We start from the raw sequence: 17,074 nt of genomic DNA, 5'->3' as shown, positions 1-17,074 counted from the left end.
TGCATTTCAGTGAGAGTAGACCAGACGGTCAATGCCTGCGACGAAACAGTTAAATCCTGCGACGATCAATCGGGCGTAATGTTCAATATTTTGCGGAGATTGTCTTTGTAATGCTCGCTGACGGGAATCTCGGCAGCGCCAATCATCACAAAATCGCGCTTGATGGCTGTGATTTTCTGAACGGCCGCCAGGTAGGATTTATGGGTGCGCGCAAATGCGGGCTCGGGAAGTTTTTCTTCCAATGCTTTGAATGTCATGCGGGTGATGACGGGCTTGTCGGCAGACGAAAGGTAGATCTTCACATAATCCTTCAATCCTTCGACCCACGCCACGTCGGCCACCACTATCTTCACCAAAGCGTATTCGACATTCACAAAAAAATCGGGCAATGTGGCAGGAGCGGCGACGGACGTTTTGTGTTTTAACTCGAATAGTTCATGGGCGCGGTTACAGGCCTTTAAAAAGCGCTCCATGCTTACGGGTTTGAGCAGGTAATCGACCACATTCAGTTCAAAACCTTCCAGCGCATATTTGTCGTAAGCCGTCACCAGAATTACCAGTGGCGGGTCAGGGAGGCTTTTTAAAAACTGTAAACCACTCAGACGGGGCATTTGAATGTCCAGAAAAAGCAGGTCTATGTGCTCGTTCTGCAATATTTCAATGGCCTCCATGGCATTACGCGCAGTTTTCACGAGGGTCAGGTACGGGACCTGCCGGATATTATCGACGAGCAGATCGAGCACGAGTTTCTCATCATCAACAGCAAGGCATCGCATCATCGTAAATCCAGGTTCAGGGTAACTGTGAATACATGATTCCGGTCGTCGATCGCGAGGGAATGCTTTTCGGGATAAACCAGTTTCAGCCTCGTCCGTACATTCTCGAGGCCAATGCCGGAGTTGTCGTCTTTGGCTGCGCCGGGTTGGGAATCGTACGGATTAACAATTGTGAGCGTCAGAAGCCCGCCAGTGGCTTTGAGATTGATCAGAATATAAGGCTCGTCGAGCCAGGAGCTGCCATGCTTGAATGCATTTTCTACAAATGGGATCATGATCATCGGTTCTATCGACAAGGCGCCCGCATTCGCATCCATTTCTGTATCGAGTTCGATGCGCATCGTGTCCGAAAAGCGTAGTTTTTGCAATTCGATATAACTTTTAAGATAATCCGTTTCCTGTTGCAAGGTCACCTTTGTCGCCTGCGTATCGTACGTCATGTAGCGCATCAGGTCGGCAAGGCGGATGAGCGCTCCTTCCAGCTGGTCGGACCGTTGCCGTGCAAGTGCTACCATATTGGTCAGCACATTAAAAAGGAAATGAGGGTTGACCTGTGATCGCAGCAGTTTCAGCTCGGCTGCTACCTGTTGTGCCTCATATTCTTTCCGGGCCCGTTCTTTGCGAATGCCGTCGCTGATACGCCTGTAAATAACACTCGCCGCGAAAACCAATACCGACGGGCCAAATATCAATCCGGCCGCGCTTTTCAGCACTACTTCCGGAAAAAAGCGGGCAACAACCTGGTATTTAAGGGCAAAAGAAGCCATGATTAACAGTGCCGCACAAGGGATATAGAGCCACCATTGCCAGCCGTGGGCAAGTTTGGGATAGAGATAAAATGCATTGAAATAGAAAATTCCTGCGTGGATGATGCCCGCCAGCACAAAAAATGCGGCCGGCAACCCGCCGATCCTGTATCCTTCGCTGGCCGAAGATACGAGGTAGGGCAGCAGCAGAATGGTCACCCATATGCTGATATGGATGGCAATTTCCCGTTTCTGCTGCGTTTTCAAGGATATCATAAAGTGTAAAAATCCAAATTTATAGGAATCGCCTGCTAATCAAAAGAAACTGGCGGCGATATAAAAAATCAGGCGGAGAGAAGCTCCCCGCCTGATACCGTTAACTTAAACAACACATTAATAACGCTTTGGTGTCGTAATTATCGGTTGATAAGCACTTTCCGGTTGATAACCTCACCGTTCTTGTGCGTGATCGTCAGAATGTACATGCCTACCGGGAGGCTCTTCACATCGATGGTTTTCGAAACGGTCTTGCCCGATTTGTAAACCGAAAGGCCCGTCAGGTTGTGCATTTCCACCGCCTTAACCTGGGTCCAATCCGTGCTTCTCAGGTTCAGGACGTCGGAAACCGGGTTCGGATAGAATTCCGAGTTCAGTGACGGCACATCGTAACCCACCTTGATGATCTTGCTGTAAGCGAATGTCTTATCGGTATCGATCATTTTCAGGCGGTAGAAGTTATCGCCCGACGCCGGTTTTTTGTCCACGAATGTGTAATTCACCACTGCGTAGCTGTCGCCCTGGGACTTCTGTATACCAATAGCCGCCCAGTTTTTGCCATCGGCACTGCGCTGGACTTCGAAGCGGTCGCTGTGCGTTTCTTCGGCGGTATTCCATTTCAATGCAATGGTATTTTCAACCCTCGCACCGCTGAAATCGATCAGGGTTACCGGAAGCGAGCAGTCTTTGTAAGCTGTGAGCGTGTCTGAACAACCGTTCAGGGTAGCGACGATGATCGCCGTTTCCTTGCTTACAATGCCGGTTACGGTGCTTCCGTTCACCGTTCCTTTGTCGGTGGTGATCACAGCGCCCGGAGTTGCGGTGAAGAAAACCGTATAAGTCTGCGGATTCGTGGCAAAGTTGCATTGGTACTCGGCACCCGACAGCACAATGCTCGGTTTGGCATTCACATTCACCGTGGCCGTCTGTCCGGCGATCGGTGTCGAGGCACCGCCCGAACCGCTCACGTTCGTCAGGGTGTAAACAAATGATCCTGTTGAACCGGTCGGTACATCGACGGTCGCGCTCGTATTTACGCCCGTTGTGCTCACCTGAAGATCGCCACCGCCATTGATTTTGTAAGTAAATGTAAACGGTGCGATGCCGTTCACAGCCGTAAACGTGATCTTGGGCGCTGTTTCGTTCTGGCATGCGGTGGTGCTGCCGGAAATAGTCGCCGTCAGGTTGTTCGACACGGTTACAGTGGCTGTTTGAGCCGAAGGCGGTGTCAGCGTACAGTTTTGTGCGTCGGTTACGGTTACCAGTTCGTAGGTGAATACGCCTACGGCCGCAGTCGACTGGCCCACTGAGGCACTGGTATTCACGCCGGTTGTGCTTACGGTAAGGTTCGACCCGTTGTTGATCTTGTAAGTGAACGTGTAAGGTAAAGTACCGCCGGTAGCGCTGAATGTAACGTTTGGCGCCGGTGCCCCCTGGTTCACGGTAGTAGTTCCTGCAATGCCCGAACCAGTGATCTGATTCACCGTCAGTACGGCAGCGTCGGAGGTACTGTTGTTACAAGGGTTTGTAATGATACAGCGGTATTCCGAAAGGTTATCGCCAACCGGTACGTTGCTCAGCGTCAGCGTTGGATCATCCGCTGTCGGGTTTGTGCCGGTTGAAATGTTCGCGAATGAGCCGCCGAATGGTTTTTTCTGCCATTGGTAGGTAACACCAGTCTGTGAAGTTGCCACGGTGAACGAAGTGCCGGAGCCTGCACAGATGGTCGCTGCATCAGGCTGATCAGTGATCGGAGGAGCCGGGGTAGGGGTTACCGTTACAGTGAACGAGCATGTAGGAGCCGTTCCGATGCCATTCGAAGCCGTTACAAGCACGGTGGTGTTACCCGCCGGGAATGCGTACGGGAATGTGATCTGGTTGCCGCCCACGCTGTAAGTAATGGTAGGCGCAGGGCATCCGTCTGCCGTTGCTGCGAAAGTTTGCGACGAGGTACAAGTTCCTGCGTCGGGCGAGAAAGTCTGGTTGCCGGGGCAGAAAGTGATTACCGGCGTCGAAACTACGGGTGTAACAGTAGGGTTATTGCTTCCTGCCACATTTGGATCGTCTGTAAGCACGTTGGCAAAATTGCTGCCGCTTACAGTACCTTGTGTAGACACTTCGCAATCAGACACCGGAATGTTGGCATCGATCACCACTCTGAATTTGATGATGGTACTTTTGTTGGCAGGTATTGTGAAGCCGCTGCCACCGTTATTGACCGTCACTGTTTCACCCGATTGTACGGCCTCTGTTCTGGCCGGATTCGGCGCCGTAGTTACGGGCTGGGCAATTTCTTCTTTCGGTTGGGTCAATGCCGGTGCCTGGGCAACCGCCTGATGTACCGGCGCTGCCGGTGCTGCTACGGAATCTGCGGAAAGCCGGCCTGCCACTGGTTCCTCGATCGCTGCCTCCCGTAAGCCGCTGAATGATGGCGACGGACAAGTTCCGGCGCCGTAGTTGACCGTACCGGAGCCGGTTTTGGTTGCCGAGTTCGAAGGTGTGTTGAGGCCTGCTGTCCATGCAGCTGATGCCGACGCTCCGGCTTGCTGTACGTTGAGTACAGTGCCGGCAGTGCCGGCTCTGTAACCCCCTGCGAAAGGTGAGTTGGGCGATAATGTAACGTCATTGTTGGTAACATTAACGCACAATGTACCATTGTTGCCTGTACCGCCCACGGCGTTCAGGTACAGACCGTGAGCAAAACCGCTACCGGTTAATGTAACAGTATTGTTGTCGGCGATGACGCTGCTCAGCGCGCCGCCGGTCGAGGCCGGCAAGATACCAATACCCACCCCGTTGAGGGAGTTGTTAATGGTGTTGTTGTTTATTTTGAGGACTCCGCGCGCCGTTGTTCCTTCGGTAGAGAATGTAATACCCTGGAAAGAACCCTCCGTAGCTTCATTATCGCCATTGTTGGTCAGCGTATTACCGGTGACATTTCCTTCCAGGTATCCTCCACTAAAGGCGAAGAAGTTGAAGCCGGGGCCGCCGAGGTAATCCGAGATATTGTTTGCTACGTTGAACTTGATGCTGGCTGTTCCGGACGCGGCGATGTCGAGACCTCTCCCGAGATCGTTTCCAGTGCCGATATCGATGGTGGCGCCTTGGATGTCGGCCTCTATTTGTGAGGTATTGTTGGCATAGACCTCTATACCGGATGTGCCCGGTCTCAGAAACTGACAAGTGCCCTGGATTTTGAGACTCATGACCGAGGAACCCGCTCCTTCAAACAGGAGACAGGAGGCGGCGTCGGCATCTTCGAATGATGAATTCGTCACGTTCAGCCTCGTCATATTGACGTTATTGTTTCTGAAATAGGCCGCCCGGCCGCCGGGTTTTTTCAATGCGGAATTCACGATGGAGTTGGTTCCTCCGACGTTCATCGCATAGATATTACCTTCTTCGACGATTGTTGCGCTACCCGATTGATTAATCGTACTATTGGTGAGGTTGAAGTTGCTGCCTCCACGGAGATTGATCCCCATTTGGACCACCGTTCCGCTTACCACAATGCGGTCGAGTGTAAGGCCCGCAACATTCAATCCGTGGATCGCCGCGTTGGCATTGGTATTGTCGGTGTTGGAAGTAACAGGACCTTCGGCGGTATTGGGATTCGTCAGGTTCATGTTTTTAATGGTGATATTCTGAACCTCGAGCAGCTCGATCCCGCGGTTGGCGATGTTTTGGATCGTTCCGCCGGACCCGCCTGTTGTTCCGGTACCGTTGATCGTAAAACTACCGGTAGCATTTGACAGCGTCATACCCTTGTTGCCTCCATTGGCTGATACGGATGTCAATGTGATGTTAAGGGCAACTTTATTAGCAGCGCTGACACCAGCGATATCGATTGCCGGTACCGACGTGGACGAAATAGTACCGCCCGGTATTACGAGTGACCCGGTACTGGACCCGATCTTGATCGGGCTAACGCCATTTGTTGCCGAAGAGCTCGATACATCGGAGAAGCTGGCAGATAACGTCTTGTTTGTCAGATTCAGGGCGCTCCCGCTGCCCGATAAGCCAATTTCGGAGGCCGTAAATGCACCGGCCGTCGTTCCCGATATTTTTGTGCCGGTCGTATTGCCGACATTAAAGCCCTGGAGAATGCTGTTGGCACCTACGTTAATGGCATTGATCGTTCCCGTTGTGGTCGTAATAGTCGGTCGCGTACCGCCGAGAGAAGGCAGCAAATTGGTGCCGCTGGGAGCTGAAAAGCCGGTAAGCCCGAGGAGTGATCCTGTGGCGCCCTGGCCGAGCAGCTTTTGATTGTTGCGCATGGTGAGCGGACCGGAGTACGAGCCGGTGTACAGGAAAATATACTGCCCGTCCTTGGGGTGAAGTCCTGCACCGTCGCCATTGATAGCCTCAAAGGCAGCGATATTATTGAATGGCTTACTCAGCGTGCCGGTACCGCCGGCAGGGGCGGCCGAGTTGATAAACCAGATCATCGTAATAGTGCTTCCCACGGCAACAGTTACCGTGGCGCTGGACGTCATGCCCGAACCATTTTGAATCTCGTACGTAAAAGTATCATTTCCGGAGAAGCCCGCAACCGGCTCATACGTGAATGCGCCGGTTGTGGCGTTGACGGTAGCCGTGCCGCCGTTTACAGAAGTAATGGTGGTCGAACCATTCAGGCTGATGGCGGTGCCGTTAGGGCTTATATCATTGGCAAAAAGACCCGACCCGGCCGGAATGTCGATCCCGACGTTTCCGATAGTGGAATAGGAGTCATTTTGGGCGATAGGGCTGGCTTTGATCGACCCGGGCACCAAAGTTGTATTGGCATCTATTGTTTCGGTAAACGCCGTCACGTTGGCGGGATCGGGCCCGCCATTACTGATGGTGACAGTGTATTCCAGTTCATCGCCCGCAGAAGCGCCGGAAGGTCCGACGTTGTTGGTGATCGCATAGGTGTTCGTAGCGGTGATGCTCGGTGCGAGAAATGCTCTCGTCCCGGCTTTCTTACGGGCGCGGGCAAATGGCACCCGCTCTTTCGGTTTTTGGACGGACCTGTCCTCCTTTCGGACGGTCCATTCCTGGGGGACGGCCGGGGCGTCGGCTAATCTGCTGACGATTCCAACGCCCGACGCAAGCAGGGCAACGCCTGCCAGGTATGCGTATAAGTTTCTCATAGTTTTAGTTTGTTAAGCAATCATAGGCTCACTATTCATCTTGCGTTTAGTTCTAAATTCAGGTTTACGAAAAAACCACTTCGTAGCGCATTCCTTCGGCATCGAGCGCGATGGGGACCATGAATACGTCCAAAAATTTGCCGTTCGGATGGATAATCCTGTAAATGCCCTGTTCGCGGGGCTTACGGTCACCGGTCGTTTGAAGTTCGATCGAGAACGATTTTCTTTCCAGCGGGCTGTAACCGTTCAATTCCGTTACGCCAGTGACAACTGCTTGTACTACAAGGTTTTCTGCGAAATGGATATCTACCGGCTGTTGCACAAAATGTGTAAAATCTGCGGATGTGATCTGGCTTAAATCGTATGCTTCCATTCCATTAAATGATAAACTCCATTGGTTTCACTGATTGTTTTAAATCCAAGGCGGGTATACAGATTCTTGGCAGGATTGAAGCTCTCGACATGGATTGTGAGCGGGCGATCGAGCGCCGCTGCCTTCCCGAAGAGATCTTCAAAAATACTCCGGCCGATTCCCTGGTTGCGGTACTCCGGCAGGATACTGATGTCAATAATCCGCATACCCTGTCCCTGGTGATCTTCCTGGAAGTAAAGTCTCCCGATCGTTTGGTTGTTTTTTTCAATAACCCAGAAATCAGCAGCGATATAGTTTTTCTGATAGTATTCATGCTGTGCCCGAAACTGGCTGGCGAGGAACTCTTTTTTCATGAGGTCGGACCAGTGCGGGACCCTTTCCATTTCTTTCTCCCTTGTGCTGCCATAAATTTCAAGCAGTTTATCCATGTCGGCGGACTGAATAGGCCGTAGCCGCAGGCTGGGGTCGGTAAGCTTTAACGTCATCAATATTCAGAATAAAAATCAACAGTGTTACTCCGGGTCTTTTACTAGCCCCGCGCCGGGAAAATGCCCTGCATTGCAATGCAGAAATTGACCGTCAGATAAGGCATCATATTATTATGCGGCAAAGTACTTCCTGTGACCGTGAGTAAGTTGGGAGACATCATCACTTGCGGGTTGGGGCCGGCCGTAAATACGTTACCATTCTGGGAAACGGCGAAAGCTTTGTCCTCCGGCCCCTTTGCATCCGCCAGAGCGCCCACGGCGTTAATGGCGTGCGTGTGCGAGGGTATTTCGGATATAATGAGCGTCACACTTTCCACGCCCGACTGTTCGCCGATAAAGCGCTGGGAGAGTCCGGGGCCATCCCCCTGGTGCAACGGCGCCGAACCTTGGAGGTCGGGAAGCGCGAAGGTTGATTTGCCATCACCCCCGTAATTGGTTCCCAACAACGAAAACAGCGCGGTGTTTTGGGAAATGGGCAAGAGTTGTCCATCGCAAAATGCCCAGCCGGTCGGAGGAAAATTAAAGGGGAATATTCTTATCTCTGCTACGAATTGATCTGCCATGATGATTGAATGGGTTTTGAGGTTCTACAATTGCCAGTCGCCGGAGCCTAGGTTTGCGACGGAAAAATGCCGAATAATGAAATGATGAAACTAATACACAGGAAAGGCTGTGTATTCTCATGCGGCTGGCTGCCGCCGGCAGGGGCCAGGGCAGTTTTCATCGGCTCGGAAGGGGCATCAGCAATGAAAACAAATGTCGAGCTGGATACCCCGAGTACCGTATCTTTCGGGCTCGCTGAGTTGGCAATGTCATTATTTGCACGAATCAGGTGATTATGGGTTGGGATTTGCTGGGTGGTCAGGGTGACACTTTCAACTCCGGACGCCTCGCCGATCTGATAGGTGGTCCCGAATTTCCCGGTACCCGAATGCAGGGGAAGCCGCCCGCGCAGATCGGGCAGATTGAAAGTTTCCTGACCGTCTCCGCCGTAGGTAGTACCGATCAGTATAAAGAGCGCGTCATTTTCGGATATAGGAAGCGTTTGACCGTTACAGAAAGCCCATCCGACCGGAGCGAAAGACCCGGCGAACATTCTGATTTCTCCAATGTATGGTTGTCCCATTTATTTCAAAAGTTTTGGGTTGATACAAAATTGACCAGGTACTTAATTTCTGCTTGGGAAAATTCCCTGTAATGCAATGATGAAAATGAGTGCCAGGTATGGTTGCATATTCGTATGCGGTTGGCTGCCTCCTACATTCGATACGGTTGCGGCGTTCATAGTCACCGGGGTGGTCACGTTGTTGGAGTAAAGGTTGTTAGGCGCCGAATTGGAAAGGTAGTTACCAATCGGGTTATTGTTGTTGGCGCTGTTGTTGTCGATAGCAGTCAGAAAATGGTTATGCGCCGGTAATTGCTGAATGTTAACGGTTACGGCCTCAGATCCGGCGGCTTCGCCGAGGGTATGGCCGTTGCCCATGTGAATGGGTACTCTGCCGCGGAAGTCCGGCAGCTGGAAGGTGGTTTGCCCGTTACCTCCATAGGTAGTCCCCAACAAGGAGAACAACGCCTGATTTTGGTTGATAGGGAGCGTTTGTCCGTTAGCAAGCGCCCAGCCTTTCGGCGCGAAATTGAAACTCACCATCCGGATCTCAGATAGAAATGGTTCAGCCATAGAATGAAATGGGTTAATAGATGGATAATGTATTGACGTTGCACTGCCGGTAACCGGCAGCATCGATGAAGTGTAGTCGCAATGGGTGTTGATGAGCAGTATTGACCGGTTTGTACCTGTCCTGATTAGGAGGATACCGGTAAAACAGCGATGACAACAGCGGAGAATGTAGAAGTTATTTTCATAAGGAGGTGCGTTTGGCTTAGGTTATGTAAAAATAGTACTTCAATATTAGTGATATATCGCCATTTCGATGAAATAAATTACTAAGCGGTAATAATTATTCTACGTATAATGATATAAAAAGCCGGTAACTAGTTGTATTAAAATATTGAAAATGAGGTTCTTGAAATTATCCTGTGGTTGCAAAAATTTTTTATCCGGCTATAAAAGCAATATACTCACTTATTCGTTAGATTATTCATGCTCTGGATGTTAAGAATTGATGGACCTTGGCTTTATGGATTGACCATACTTAGTTAATCCGGTACCCGATGAAACCAAACAGGCTCCTGATCCTGGCAGTCCTCTGCTGCTCGCTTGCGGGCGTACGCGCTCAACACTATACGATAAGTGAAAACAGACGATTTTTACTGAAAGAAGGCAGGCCTTTTTTCTGGCTCGGCGACACTGCCTGGGAGCTTTTTCACCGGCTCGACCGCTCCGATGCCGATTATTACCTCCGGAAGCGTGCCGAACAGGGCTTCACCGTCATTCAGGCCGTAGCGCTGGCCGAGTTCGACGGACTGGGAGAGCCCAATCCTTATGGTGAAAAGCCGCTGATCAACAACGATCCCACGCAGCCGAATGAGAATTATTTCGCGCATGTCGATTACATTATCGACAAGGCGGCCACCCATGGATTGACCATCGCATTCCTCCCGACATGGGGCGACAAGGTTTTTAAGAATACATGGGGTAAAGGCCCCGAAATTTTCAATGAGAATAACGCAAAAGCCTATGGAAAATGGCTTGGTAACCGCTATAAGGCTAAACCGAATGTGATATGGGTGCTCGGCGGAGACCGGCAGCCCCGCAAAGACAGCCGCGATGTGGAAATCTGGCGGGCCATGGCCGCAGGGATCGCCGAGGGGGTGGGAGGCCACGAAAAGGCATTGATGACCTACCATCCGCAGCCCAATAAGGAAGGTTCCAGCGAGTGGTTCCACGACGACGAATGGTTCGATTTCAATATGTTCCAGACGGGCCATTGCCGCGATTCGCCGGTTTACGACAATATCCAGCGCTCGTACAACCGCACGCTCGTGAAGCCGGTCATTGACGCCGAACCCATATACGAAGATCACCCCGTGTGCTTCAATGCAAAGGAAAATGGCACGTCGAGTGCCTACGATGTCCGAAAATCGGCGTACCTCGATTTGTTCGCGGGAGCGTTCGGGCATACGTATGGCTGCCATGACATTTGGCAGATGTACTCGCCCAACCGCGAGGCGGTCAACGGCCCGCATATTTTCTGGCAACAGGCCCTAGATTTGCCCGGCGCATTGGAAATGAAGTATGTACGCAAGCTCTTCGAAGCGCGCCCGGTCCTGGACCGGGTACCTGATCAGTCAATTATCGTGGAGAATGCATTGCCGGCAGCGGATCGCGTGCAGGCTACGCGCGGAAAGGATTACCTGTTTGTGTACACCGCGTCCGGGAAACCATTTTCCGTGAACCCCGGCAAAATATCCGGCGACAAGCTGGAAGCATTCTGGTATGATCCGCGCAATGGCAAGGTACGCGACGCAGGGAAGTTTGATAATAAGTCAGTCAGCAAATTTGTGCCGCCGACCTCAGGCTACGGGCACGACTGGGTGCTGGTGGTGGACGATGCGGCGAAAGGGTATGGAAGACCTTAAAATTTCGCCACTGTTGAAATCCTCGTTACCGGTTGTCCCGGTAGCGAGGATTTCTCTTTTTTGCAGTAATTCCCGGTAAAATTTTACTTAATAAAGAAATTCGATCATTCGTAGCACCCCATTTTGTACACTGGCTGACCGATGGAGCAGGATCTGGAACGTTGGAAGAGATTCAAAGACGGCGACGCGGCCGTTTTTGAAGACATGATCCGGGGCGAATTCCGCGCATTGTTCGAATACGGCTCGCGTTTTGTCCACGACCGCGACACGCTGAACGACTGCATTCACGACCTTTTTGCCTCCCTCTGGGACCGCCGCCATTTCCTCGTCGATACCGATAAAATCCGGCCTTACCTGCTCAAAAGTCTTCGCAACCGACTATTGAAAGAAATCGAACGGACAAACCCGTTGACGCCGTTCGAAGCCTGGCATGAAAACCTCGACGCGGAAGAAGGCATTGAAAACCGACTCATCTCGACTGAAACCGATGAACGTCGCAAACGGCAGATCGGCACAGTACTGCATTCGCTCACGCCGCGCCAGCGGGAAATCATTCACCTTAAATTCTTTGAAAACCTATCCCACGAGCAGATCGCCGGCGTGCTCGATATCTCACGCCCAGCCGTGGCAAACCTGCTCTCACAGGCATTACGCCTCTTCCGTGACAAATGGCAGACGATCCTGCCTTCGCTTTTAATGATTTTAATTGGCTGAATAGCAGTGTTTTGAGTGGTTTTGTTTCAGCACCCGAAAAATAGTTCGCTTTTTTCGATGATGATTCCCGCATTTGCCGATTATCCTCCCTGTAAACACACCAAAATGGTGTTATGTTATGAAATACTATAAAGATTACGATCTGGAAGACTTCCTGCAAGACGACAGTTTCCGCCGGTGGGTAATCGGCGAAGCCGATGCGACGGAAGGGCTTTGGGAAGAGATCGTACGCCTCTATCCGGATAAGAAAGTGATTATGCAGCAGGCCCGGGAGCTGATCACGACCTGGCGCGAACATGCGGCCATCGTGACCGACCAGCAGCTCGAAGACCAGGTGCAGCGGATCCTGCACACGACGCAGGCAGGTGTGGAAGCACCGGCGCGGCGCGTGGTATGGCGCAAATGGCTCTCCGCCGCCGCGGTGGTAACGCTGGTGGCAGGCCTGGGCGGTGCTTTTTGGTGGAAATCGGAACAAACAGGAAATGGTACCGGCCATCGCCAGGCCTATGTGCCGGAAAGTTCGAAAGCGTTACAGGAAGTGGTCAATACGACGGGCACGGCGATGAAAGTCGGGTTGCCGGATGGCAGTAAGGTGAGCCTCGCACCCGCGGGGAGGATCAGCTATGCGGCGGACTTTGTCCATGATAAAAAACGGGAAGTCTTCCTGTCCGGTGAGGCATTTTTCGACGTGACGAAAGACCCGCAGAACCCATTTTTTGTATATGCCAATGGTTTGGTAACCCGGGTGCTGGGGACCAGCTTCCTGGTTAAAGCTACCGATACGAATGTGGAGGTGCTGGTGCGGAGCGGCAGGGTGTCGGTTTTGCCTTTGAAAGACATTGAAAACCCGACCGACCGCAATACGGAATTACTCCTGACGCCCAATCAGCAGGCGATATTCTCGGTGAAGGACAATGTGGTTTCCAAATCCATCACCAATATGCCGCTTGAACTCATCAAGCCCGACGCGGAAGCGGGATTTGTGTTTGAAAACCAGCCTGTGAGCAAGGTATTCTCCGCATTGGAGAAGGTGTACGGCATCCCGATCGTATACGACGCGGCGGTAATGGAGAAATGCTCGCTCCGTGTGGAGCTCAGCAACGAACCTTTTTTTACCAAACTTGACATTATTACCCAAACGCTCGGAGCCGCTTACCGTGTCAGCGACGGCCAGGTAGTCATTTCGAGCGAAGGTTGCAGATAGCACTCAGTTTTCCTACCTATTCATCCTAAACCCTTAATACATGATTAAACACCAGTTGTAAAAAGCAAAAAGCCGGGAACGGGTCCAGCGTTTCCGGCTTTGAAAATTCCCCTGATTTTAAGCGAAACTTAAATCTCCCAAAACGGGAGAGAGGAAGGTCTTTGTCGTTTGTGAACATTCAAAAACCATCGTAAAAGTATGAAAAAAAATAGTTTACCATTTAAATATTTGGTAGCTGCGATGAAAGTTACATGCATACCATTTCTGGTGTCCCTCTTCTTTCAGAGCCTGGCCCTCGCCAACGACGGCGTAGCCCAGGAAATCCTGAACCGGGAGGTCACGCTCCAAGCCAGGCAGCAGGATCTCAAACAGGTGCTGACCACGCTTGAAAAGAATGCCAAAGTCAAGTTTTCGTACATTCCATCCCTGATATCCAACCAGAAAGTGACCGTGGAGGCTTCCAACCAGAAGCTGAGCAAGGTGTTGAAGGAGCTGCTGGGCCCGTTGCAAATCCATTACGCGGTGTCGGGCAACTACATTATCCTGATCCGAAAGCCGGATGAGTCGTTTTCCGATTCGCCCAAGCTGCTCGAACCGGTACCGCTGCCTTACCTGCATCCGGTGGATTTTGGCGTGAAGGGCAAGGTTACCGGATCCGACAATAAGGAAGGACTGCCCGGCGTGAGCGTGGTAGTGAAAGGTACGCAGCAGGGCGCCATTACCGGCGGTGACGGCAGCTTCGAGCTCGTGGTGCCGGACGATAAAGCCGTGCTGGTGTTCAGTTTTGTCGGTTATGTGTCGCAGGAAATCCCGGTCGTGAACCGCTCGGTGATCAACGTCGCGCTCGACCCGGACATCAAGGCGCTGAGCGAGGTGGTCGTGACGGGTTATACGACGCAATCGCGCAGGGATATCACCGGTTCGGTGAGCGTGATCGATGCCGAAAAGCTGCTGTCGGTGCCGGCCACCAACCTCGCGCAGCAGTTGCAGGGCCGGGCCGCGGGCGTGACCGTGGGCACGGATAATACGCCCGGCGGTGGTGTGGCCGTACGTGTACGCGGGTACGGAACGCTGGGGAACAACGACCCGCTTTACATTATCGACGGGGTGCCCACAAAAGGAAATCTCAACACGATCAATCAGAACGACATCGAGTCGATACAGATATTAAAAGATGCATCATCGGCTTCCATTTATGGCTCGCGCGCAGCGAACGGCGTAGTGATCATTACGACGAAAAGGGGCAAATCCGGTGTTCCGAAACTTACATTCGACGCCTATTTCGGCGTACAGAAGCTCGCCAAAACAATGGATTTGCTCAATACGCAAGAATATGGCGAGTACCTCTGGCAGAGCAAGAAGAACGCCAACGTGGTGAACCCCAAGACGGGTAACCCCGAGCATTCACAATATGGCAATGGCCCCACGCCGGTTATCCCGGATTACATCATTCCCGATGGTGCGGCCGAAGGCGATCCACGGGTAAATCCGGCCAATTACAGCTACGACCGCTATACCGACCCGCAGTTTGGCAAAACCAAATTCTCCATTACCAAAGCCAACAAACAAGGTACCGACTGGATGCGCGAGGTTTTCGACGATGCGCCTATTCAGAATTACCAGCTCGGCGTTTCGGGCGGATCGGAGGTGAGCCGCTATTCGTTTTCTGCCAATTATTTCAACCAGACGGGTATTCTGCTTTACAATGGCTACAAACGCTACTCGGTAAGGGCAAATACCGAGTTTACGATTAAAAAGAAGCTGAGAATCGGGGAGAACCTGCAGGTAGCCTACGGAAGGCGGCAGGGCAACTACGGCAATAACAGCGAAACCAGCCAGGTTTCGAATACCTACCGCGCACAGCCGATTATTCCGGTGTACGACATAGGCGGTAATTTCGCAGGAACGCTCGGCAGTAACCTCGGCAATGCGAATAACCCCGTGGGCCAGCTCGTACGCAACAGGGATAATGGTTATAAAGACCTCCGGTTGTTCGGCAATGCCTATGCGGAGTTTGATATTCTTAAAAACCTGACGGCCAAATCCAGTTTCGGGCTGGACCTGACCGCCTCTGCCGGGAAATATTACACGCCGGTCGAAATCGAGCTTGCGCACGGTACCAATGTGAACAGCCTGAGCGAAAACCGGGGGTATGGCTACTCCTGGACCTGGACCAACACCCTTACTTATGACAAAACATTCGGCGAGGCGCATCATTTGAATGCATTCGTCGGGCTGGAATCCATCGATTCGTTCGGTGATTTTGTAAATGCCTACCGCCAGGGCTTCTTTTCAAACAATATTGATTTACGCTACATCGATGCCGGTAACCCCGCCACGGCTACCAATAGCGGTTATGCGTCATCGTCCTGGTCGTTGTTCTCGTATTTCGGGCGGGTGGATTATGCATTCGACGACAAATATCTGCTCCAAGCGACCCTGCGTCGCGATGCTTCTTCGCGTTTTCAGGCTGCTTCACGCTATGCTACTTTCCCGGCGGCAAGCGTCGGCTGGCGTATTTCGAAGGAGAGCTTCATGTCGGGTGTCGATTTTGTGAGTGATTTGAAGATCCGCGCAGGCTGGGGGCAGACGGGGAATCAGGAAATCGGGGATTTCAATGCGTATTCTACCTACCAAAGCAACCCGAACAGCAGTGGTTACGGACTCGGCAGCAGTCCGATCGGCTATAAGCAAGGTTTTGATCTCGGCCGCTTCGGCAATCCGAATGCCAAATGGGAGACTACCACGACGGTCAACGTAGGTATCGACGCCAATTTGTTTAAAGGTAAATTTGACCTGAGCCTTGATGTTTTCGACCGGCAAACGAAAGATTTGCTGTATACCAAAGCCTACGATCCCCGGCTTGGCGACGCCGCCATTCCTTCGCAAAACATTGCTTCCATGCAAAACAGGGGGGTGGACCTGGGGTTGAATTACCAGGACCACGCGATGGACGGGCAACTGACGTACAGCATTGGCCTGAACTTCTCGACTTATCGCAACAAGATCGTCGCCCTCGACCCGCAAAATCCCGACGACTTTTTGCCCGGCTTCTCGTTACGTACGCCGCCGGTGACGCGCTCCATTGCCGGTCGGCCGATCTCTTCTTTCTACGGTTACATCATCGATGGGATTATGCAGAATGAGGAAGAAGTACAAAACCACGCCAAATTTCCGGGCTACTACGATTCGAACATTTACATCGATGGCAAGCGTACGCAGGGTGTGGGCAAATTCAAGTACCGGGATGTCAACAACGACGGCATTATCAATGCGCAAGACCAAACCTACATCGGTAACCCTCACCCTGATTTCACCTACGGCCTGAATGTGAATGTGGGCTACAAGGGATTTGACCTGGCCATTTTCGCTCAGGGCGTACAGGGGAACGACATTTTCAACCACGTGCGGTACTGGACCGACTTCGAGGTTTTTCAAGGCAACCGTTCCAAAAGAATGCTTTACGATTCGTGGCGGCCAGATAACCCGGGTGCCAAACTGCCGATTCTCGATGCGAATGACGCGCAGAGCGGCGAGCCTTCGACTTATTTTGTGGAGGACGGATCTTATGTGCGTTTCAAGAATATCCAGCTTGGTTACACCCTGCCGAAATCGGTTTTGTCCAAAATCGGCGCCGACCATCTGCGGATCTACATTCAGGGGCAAAACCTGCTGACTTTCACAAAATACACCGGCATGGACCCCGAAATCAATCTCCGCAATTTCAACAGCGGCTCCGATCGCCAGATCGGTGTGGACGAGGGGGTGTATCCGACGCCCAAATCATTTATCGTAGGTATCAGTCTCGGCTTTTAAAATCAA

At 52.0% G+C, this 17,074-nt stretch carries 12 protein-coding genes; 4 read left to right on the top strand and 8 right to left on the bottom strand.

Going from position 1 to position 17,074, the window contains the following annotated elements; translation table 11 throughout:
* Positions 1 to 65: 65 nt before the first annotated feature.
* From J7619_RS09965 to J7619_RS09930, 8 genes are all read right to left on the bottom strand, one after another.
* Positions 66 to 779 (bottom strand): LytTR family DNA-binding domain-containing protein, encoded by a 714-nt coding sequence (locus J7619_RS09965; RefSeq protein ID WP_291197493.1) that lies wholly within the window; start codon positions 777 to 779, stop codon positions 66 to 68.
* Positions 776 to 1,798, bottom strand: a complete 1,023-nt coding sequence (locus J7619_RS09960) for a sensor histidine kinase (RefSeq protein WP_291197491.1) — start codon at positions 1,796 to 1,798, stop codon at positions 776 to 778. Before J7619_RS09960 ends, J7619_RS09965 begins: the two co-directional genes overlap by 4 nt.
* A 140-nt stretch (positions 1,799 to 1,938) precedes the next feature.
* Positions 1,939 to 6,933, bottom strand: a complete 4,995-nt coding sequence (locus J7619_RS09955) for an Ig-like domain-containing protein (protein WP_291197489.1) — start codon at positions 6,931 to 6,933, stop codon at positions 1,939 to 1,941.
* Positions 6,934 to 6,997: 64 nt separating this feature from the next.
* A complete protein-coding gene (locus J7619_RS09950; RefSeq protein WP_291197487.1) occupies positions 6,998 to 7,306 on the bottom strand; it encodes a DUF6916 family protein in 309 nt (102 codons plus the stop codon).
* Entirely contained in the window at positions 7,288 to 7,791 is a 504-nt protein-coding gene (locus J7619_RS09945) for a GNAT family N-acetyltransferase (protein WP_291197485.1), read from the bottom strand. Before J7619_RS09945 ends, J7619_RS09950 begins: the two co-directional genes overlap by 19 nt.
* A gap of 44 nt (positions 7,792 to 7,835) precedes the next feature.
* On the bottom strand, positions 7,836 to 8,357 hold the full coding sequence (locus J7619_RS09940; protein ID WP_291197483.1) for a phage tail protein: 522 nt from the start codon (positions 8,355 to 8,357) through the stop codon (positions 7,836 to 7,838).
* 47 nt (positions 8,358 to 8,404) lie between these two features.
* Positions 8,405 to 8,920 (bottom strand): phage tail protein, encoded by a 516-nt coding sequence (locus J7619_RS09935; protein WP_291197480.1) that lies wholly within the window; start codon positions 8,918 to 8,920, stop codon positions 8,405 to 8,407.
* 42 nt (positions 8,921 to 8,962) lie between these two features.
* Positions 8,963 to 9,472, bottom strand: a complete 510-nt coding sequence (locus tag J7619_RS09930) for a phage tail protein (RefSeq protein ID WP_291197478.1) — start codon at positions 9,470 to 9,472, stop codon at positions 8,963 to 8,965.
* A gap of 494 nt (positions 9,473 to 9,966) precedes the next feature.
* On the opposite strand from J7619_RS09930, the gene J7619_RS09925 reads away from it, so the two are divergent.
* From J7619_RS09925 to J7619_RS09910, 4 genes are all read left to right on the top strand, one after another.
* The gene (locus J7619_RS09925) at positions 9,967 to 11,334 is read left to right on the top strand and encodes a glycoside hydrolase family 140 protein (RefSeq protein WP_291197476.1); all 1,368 of its coding nucleotides are present in this window, start codon (positions 9,967 to 9,969) and stop codon (positions 11,332 to 11,334) included.
* A gap of 141 nt (positions 11,335 to 11,475) precedes the next feature.
* The gene (locus tag J7619_RS09920; RefSeq protein WP_291197474.1) at positions 11,476 to 12,048 is read left to right on the top strand and encodes an RNA polymerase sigma factor; all 573 of its coding nucleotides are present in this window, start codon (positions 11,476 to 11,478) and stop codon (positions 12,046 to 12,048) included.
* Positions 12,049 to 12,166: 118 nt separating this feature from the next.
* Positions 12,167 to 13,252 (top strand): FecR family protein, encoded by a 1,086-nt coding sequence (locus tag J7619_RS09915; protein WP_291197472.1) that lies wholly within the window; start codon positions 12,167 to 12,169, stop codon positions 13,250 to 13,252.
* Positions 13,253 to 13,450: 198 nt separating this feature from the next.
* Positions 13,451 to 17,068, top strand: coding sequence for a TonB-dependent receptor (locus tag J7619_RS09910; RefSeq protein WP_291197470.1), 3,618 nt, complete (start codon positions 13,451 to 13,453; stop codon positions 17,066 to 17,068).
* Positions 17,069 to 17,074: the final 6 nt, after the last annotated feature.

Origin of the sequence: Dyadobacter sp., assembly GCF_017744695.1 — a bacterium.
Taxonomy (GTDB): domain Bacteria; phylum Bacteroidota; class Bacteroidia; order Cytophagales; family Spirosomataceae; genus Dyadobacter.
Note: the sequence above shows the minus strand (reverse complement) of the source record. Positions and strands in the feature narration are given on the sequence as shown.

Coding starts and splice junctions, on each gene's coding strand:
- J7619_RS09960 (WP_291197491.1), bottom strand. CDS start 1,798: ATGATATCCTTGAAAACGCAGCAGAAACGGGAAATTGCCATCCATATC.
- J7619_RS09920 (WP_291197474.1), top strand. CDS start 11,476: ATGGAGCAGGATCTGGAACGTTGGAAGAGATTCAAAGACGGCGACGCG.
- J7619_RS09935 (WP_291197480.1), bottom strand. CDS start 8,920: ATGGGACAACCATACATTGGAGAAATCAGAATGTTCGCCGGGTCTTTC.
- J7619_RS09955 (WP_291197489.1), bottom strand. CDS start 6,933: ATGAGAAACTTATACGCATACCTGGCAGGCGTTGCCCTGCTTGCGTCG.
- J7619_RS09925 (WP_291197476.1), top strand. CDS start 9,967: ATGAAACCAAACAGGCTCCTGATCCTGGCAGTCCTCTGCTGCTCGCTT.
- J7619_RS09945 (WP_291197485.1), bottom strand. CDS start 7,791: ATGACGTTAAAGCTTACCGACCCCAGCCTGCGGCTACGGCCTATTCAG.
- J7619_RS09950 (WP_291197487.1), bottom strand. CDS start 7,306: ATGGAAGCATACGATTTAAGCCAGATCACATCCGCAGATTTTACACAT.
- J7619_RS09965 (WP_291197493.1), bottom strand. CDS start 779: ATGATGCGATGCCTTGCTGTTGATGATGAGAAACTCGTGCTCGATCTG.
- J7619_RS09915 (WP_291197472.1), top strand. CDS start 12,167: ATGAAATACTATAAAGATTACGATCTGGAAGACTTCCTGCAAGACGAC.
- J7619_RS09930 (WP_291197478.1), bottom strand. CDS start 9,472: ATGGCTGAACCATTTCTATCTGAGATCCGGATGGTGAGTTTCAATTTC.
- J7619_RS09910 (WP_291197470.1), top strand. CDS start 13,451: ATGAAAAAAAATAGTTTACCATTTAAATATTTGGTAGCTGCGATGAAA.
- J7619_RS09940 (WP_291197483.1), bottom strand. CDS start 8,357: ATGGCAGATCAATTCGTAGCAGAGATAAGAATATTCCCCTTTAATTTT.